At 69.6% G+C, this 4,825-nt stretch carries 6 protein-coding genes; 4 read left to right on the forward strand and 2 right to left on the reverse strand.

The window, feature by feature from the left end; all coding sequences use genetic code 11:
- Positions 1-136: 136 nt before the first annotated feature.
- Positions 137-688, reverse strand: a complete 552-nt coding sequence (locus AC1DY2_RS15415; protein ID WP_476763222.1) for a VanZ family protein — start codon at positions 686-688, stop codon at positions 137-139.
- 368 nt (positions 689-1,056) lie between these two features.
- On the opposite strand from AC1DY2_RS15415, the gene AC1DY2_RS15420 reads away from it, so the two are divergent.
- Entirely contained in the window at positions 1,057-1,260 is a 204-nt protein-coding gene (locus tag AC1DY2_RS15420) for a cold-shock protein (RefSeq protein WP_022893782.1), read from the forward strand.
- 105 nt (positions 1,261-1,365) lie between these two features.
- Here AC1DY2_RS15420 and AC1DY2_RS15425 read toward each other — a convergent pair whose 3' ends face one another.
- Positions 1,366-2,238 (reverse strand): NAD-dependent epimerase/dehydratase family protein, encoded by an 873-nt coding sequence (locus AC1DY2_RS15425; RefSeq protein WP_476763223.1) that lies wholly within the window; start codon positions 2,236-2,238, stop codon positions 1,366-1,368.
- Between the two features lie 66 nt (positions 2,239-2,304).
- Between AC1DY2_RS15425 and AC1DY2_RS15430 the strand changes: the two genes are divergently transcribed.
- The 3 genes from AC1DY2_RS15430 (at position 2,305) to AC1DY2_RS15440 (ending at position 4,492) form a co-directional block, all read left to right on the forward strand.
- A complete protein-coding gene (locus AC1DY2_RS15430) occupies positions 2,305-2,961 on the forward strand; it encodes a UdgX family uracil-DNA binding protein (protein WP_476763224.1) in 657 nt (218 codons plus the stop codon).
- Between the two features lie 130 nt (positions 2,962-3,091).
- Complete coding sequence (locus AC1DY2_RS15435) at positions 3,092-4,186, forward strand: fatty acid desaturase family protein (protein WP_476763225.1); 1,095 nt, start codon at positions 3,092-3,094, stop codon at positions 4,184-4,186.
- A 99-nt stretch (positions 4,187-4,285) separates the two neighbouring features.
- Positions 4,286-4,492, forward strand: coding sequence for a cold-shock protein (locus AC1DY2_RS15440; RefSeq protein WP_159602901.1), 207 nt, complete (start codon positions 4,286-4,288; stop codon positions 4,490-4,492).
- Positions 4,493-4,825: the final 333 nt, after the last annotated feature.

A 4,825-nucleotide genomic window follows, 5' to 3' on the forward strand; every position in this document is an offset into this window, starting at 1 on the left:
CCCGAGAGCAGGCCGCCGGCCGCCCCGATCAGCGCGAGTCGGACCCACCAGGAGCGCGCGCGAACGGCGGGCGTGTCGGGGGAGGTCACCCGCCTACTGTATCCGCGAAGGGCGGCCGGACCGGCGTCGCGACGGGTCAGGCCGCACGCTCGGCGGCCGCTGCATCGGCCGTGGTCGAGGACGCCCCGACCAGCTCGCCGAGGGCCGGCGACGGCGACGTCCCGGCATCCGCCGGCATCGCGTCATCGGCGGGTGTGAGCATCGGCCTGACCGCCACGGCGACCGAGCGGCGCACCATGCGGGCCGTGAGCACGAGCAGCACGCCGAGCACGGCGCCCCCGGTGTTCATCACGAGGTCGCGCGGATCGGAGATGCGATCGGGCTCGGGAACCTGCACGAGTTCGATGACCGCGGTGAACGCGAACCCGGCGAGCAGTGCCAGCGGCCAGCGCCGCCGCCGGATGAGGAGCGCCGCCAGCAGCCCAACGGGGACGAACATCGCCACGTTGAACGCCATCTCCGACAGGTAGCCCGTGGTCCACGTTACGGGAGCCGTCCACGCGTCGGGGTTCAGGATGCCGCCCTCGAGCTGGTTGCCGCTCGTGCGCCACGGCGCGGGGCCGACGGTCGCCCACAGCACGACGGCGGCATAGGCGACGGCGACGAATCGCAGGGGGCGGCGGTTCACCCCTCCAGTCTGGGGCGCCTCCCTATGAGCACGCTGGCACCACCCCGCATGTCCGCTGATCAGCCGCCGCCGAAGGAATTTCCGTCATCTCAGGTCACGATCCGATCGCGGACTGGTGCGCTCGCGCGCGCGGCCTACTAGGGTAGGCTCAACGATTCCTCCATCAAGCGGGCAGACGCCCGCGCCTCCATCTGATTGCCCGGAGGCGGCACGATCCGCGTGGCATGACCCGATACGAGACGGCGGATGCCTGAGCGCACACCCGCCCCTCGCCCCCAGCTTCGGCGGCACCGTGTCGTCGGGGACGCGATCGACCCCGATCGCATCGGGCCCGCACTCAGCGGCCCATAGGACAGAAGGACAGCAGTATGGCAACCGGAACCGTCAAGTGGTTCAACGCCGAAAAGGGCTTCGGCTTCATCGCTCCCGACGACGGCAGCGCCGACGTCTTCGCACACTTCAGCGCCATCTCGGGCAACGGCTACCGTTCGCTCGAAGAGGGCCAGAAGGTCGAGTTCGAGGTCGCACAGGGCCCCAAGGGCCTGCAGGCTGAGAACATCCGCGGCCTCTAGGTCTCGGCTCTCAGGACGCCCCCGTCAGCTCCGGCTGGTGGGGGCGTTCGTCTTCTGCGTGGGTTGTCCGGGCTGCGCGTCGGCTCGGGCGGTTCGTGCTGCCTGTCAGCTGGGGCGAACGGATGCCGCGGCATCCGCCACCTCATCGCGCCACGAGTGACGCGGCTCGTAGCCGAGCACCCGCCGGGCCTTGTCGATCGAGAGCAGGGTGTCGTGCACGCCGAGTTCACCGTGCAAAGGGACATCCGGGAAGACCTCGGCGACGAGCTCTGCGTTCGGGCGCGACATGACCGTGTCGGCCGCGGCGATGATGAACCGGTCGAAACCGGGCCACGCCTTCGCCAGCGCCAGGCTGACCGCCTGCGCTCCGTCGCGCCCGTCGACGTAGCCCCAGAGGTTCCACTTGCGCAACCTCGGGTCGGCGTCGAACGAGGGGAAGTCCACGTAGTCGGCGGGATCCATGACGTTCGAGAAGCGGAGCGCGGTGATCGACAACTCGGGGTTCCAGCGCGCGAACTCGATGGCCATCTGCTCCTCGAGGTGCTTCACGAGCGAGTAGGTGCTCTCGGGTAGCGCCGGGTACTCCTCGTCGACGGGGATGTACGGCGGCGGCACGTCGAACGGCAGGCCCAGCACCGTCTCGCTCGAGGCGTACACGACGCGGGTGATGCCGAGGCGCCGGGCCGCCTGGAACACGTTGAACGTCGACAGCATGTTGTTGTGGAAGGTCGCCACGTCGCTGAGGATGCCGGGCGCCGGGATCGCGCCGAGGTGCACGATCGCGTCGACGCCGTCGTGACGGTCGTCGACGCCGGCGATGGCGTCGATCACCTGGCCGTAGTCGGTGAGGTCGACGCGCGTGACGAGCGCTCGGTCGCCCTGCTGGTCGAGGTTCACGACCTCGTGGCCCTCGTCGCGGAGCGTGCGGACGACGGTGCGGCCGAGCTTGCCCGACCCTCCGGTGACGGCGATGCGCATGCCTCCAGTCTCGCACCGGGTGCAACCCCCTGCCGCCGAGTCCCGCCGGCTCGTACGCTCGCCTGCATGGCCGACGACGTGGAGCGTCCAGGAGCCGACGCGTGGGTGCCCGAGGGGGCTCCCGTCGACGAGCTCCGCCGCGCCGCGCCCGACTGCCGCGGCTGCGAGCTCTGGCGCGACGCCACGCAGGTGGTCTTCTCGCGAGGCCGTGAGGGCGCTCCGCTCATGCTCGTCGGCGAGCAGCCCGGCGATCGCGAGGACCTCGAGGGCGAGCCGTTCGTGGGCCCCGCCGGGCGCCTGCTCGCCGACGCGGTCGACGCCGCGGGCATCCCACGCGACCGCGTCTATGTCACCAACGCGGTGAAGCACTTCCGGTTCCGGCTGCGCGGCAAGCGGCGCATCCACGAGAAGCCCTCCATCGCGCACATCGTCGCCTGCAGGCCGTGGCTCGAGGCCGAGTTCGAGGCGGTGCAGCCGTCGATCGTCGTCGCGCTCGGCGCGACGGCCGCACGCTCGGTGCTCGGGCGCACCGTGCGCATCGGCGAGGTGCGTGGCAGGGTGCTGCCGCCGGATGCCGCGGGTGGGGCACCCGCGCTGCCGGCCCCGGTGCTCGTGACGACGCATCCGTCGGCGCTCCTGCGTATCGAGGACGCCGCCGACCGGAAGGCGGCGTTCGCCGCGCTCGTCGACGACCTGCGCACGGCTGCCGATGCCGTAGACTGATGCCGATTGCGGCATATGTCCTGAGACTCACAGTGCCTTCCCATGTGCACCCCCTAGAGTGGGGATATCTGCAGCGGGTGGTTTACCCGCGTGACGCGGCTGGGAAGTCGACGAACGCTGGGAATCCCACATCTCTCACACCGAAACCCTCGGTGCGATTCGGGCGACGAAGCCCCGCACCGGCACCGTGGACATCACACGCAGCTTCACCGCCCTGTCCCGCGTCATTCGTGAATCGGGCCTCCTGAACCGCACGCGCTGGTTCTACCTCATGCTGATCGGCATCCTGCTCGTCGCCCTCGGCGGCGCGATCACGGGGTTCATCCTCCTGGGTGACTCGTGGTTCCAGCTGCTCATCGCGGGCGCGCTCGGCCTGATCTTCACGCAGTTCGCGTTCCTCGCCCATGAGGCCTCGCACCGCCAGGTGCTCGAGTCCGGCCCGGCCAACGACCGCCTCGGCCGCGGGATCGCCGCCGGCGTCGTCGGCATCAGCTACGCCTGGTGGATGACGAAGCACACGCGTCACCACGCCAACCCGAACAAGATCGGCAAGGATCCCGACATCGAGTTCGACACGATCTCGTTCGTCGAGGCCGATGCCGCCAAGCAGCGCGGGCTGATGGCGCTCATCACGCGCAAGCAGGGTTACCTGTTCTTCCCGCTGCTCACCCTCGAGGGCGTCAACCTGCACTTCACCTCGATCCGCACCCTGTTCGACCGGGGGCCGGTCAAGGGCCGCGCCGTCGAGCTGAGCCTCATCGCGGTGCGGTTCGCGATCTACTTCGGCGCGATCTTCTGGATGCTGCCGCTCGGCATGGCCTTCGCCTTCATCGGCGTGCAGCTCGCCGTGTTCGGCATCTACATGGGCGCGTCGTTCGCCCCGAACCACAAGGGCATGCCGATCATCCCCGCCGACGCGAAGCTCGACTTCTTCTCGAAGCAGGTGCTCACCTCGCGCAACGTCTCGGGCGGCTTCTGGGCGAGCGTGCTCTTCGGCGGCCTCAACTACCAGGTGGAGCACCACCTGTTCCCGAACATGCCGCGGCCGCACCTCGCCAAGGCGCGCGAGATCGTGCGCGAGCACGCCCGCACCCTCGACGTGCCCTACACCGAGACGACGATCCTGAAGTCGTACGGCATCGTCATCGAGTACCTCAATCGCGTCGGCCTCGCCGCTCGCGACCCATTCGACTGCCCGATGGTGAACCAGTTCCGTCGGGTCTGAGACTTCCGTCGGTGGATTTCGCCGGCGGAACCCCGCACGACCTCGGGTCGTGCACGTCGCAGCCGCTCCGGCGGCTCGGCTTTACAGAAGGAAAAGAATATGGCTACCGGAACCGTCAAGTGGTTCAACGCCGACAAGGGCTTCGGCTTCATCGCCCCGGATGACGGCTCGGCCGACGTCTTCGCGCACTTCAGCGCGATCGCGTCGGGCGGATACCGCTCGCTCGAGGAGAACCAGAAGGTCGAATTCGAGACCGCCCGCGGCCCCAAGGGCCTGCAGGCCGAGAACATCACCGTCATCGGTTAAGTTCTCGCACCCCTGATCTGCGGCCTTCGCGCCGCATGATCGACGAGCGGATGCCGCACGCCGGCGCCTCCCCGTGAGGCGCGTGGCGCGGCATCCGCTCGCTCTCGTTCTTGGCCTCGTCGGCCTCCCTTGAGCGCGGGGCGCCGCGGGAGGAGTTCCGCGCGAGCGGAGGACGTTCCTGGTCGAGGCGACCTCCCTCGGAGGGGTTCTCATCCCCACAGGTGCAGCGCCGCGCTCGCGACTCACCCGCTGAATGCGGCCGGCCGGGCAGCGCCCGTCCTCGGCGGCCGAGTCCTCGCTCGGAGCAGGTCCTCGAAGAGGGCGACGTAGTCC

It is taken from the genome of Agromyces sp. P1_H4 (assembly GCF_056405255.1).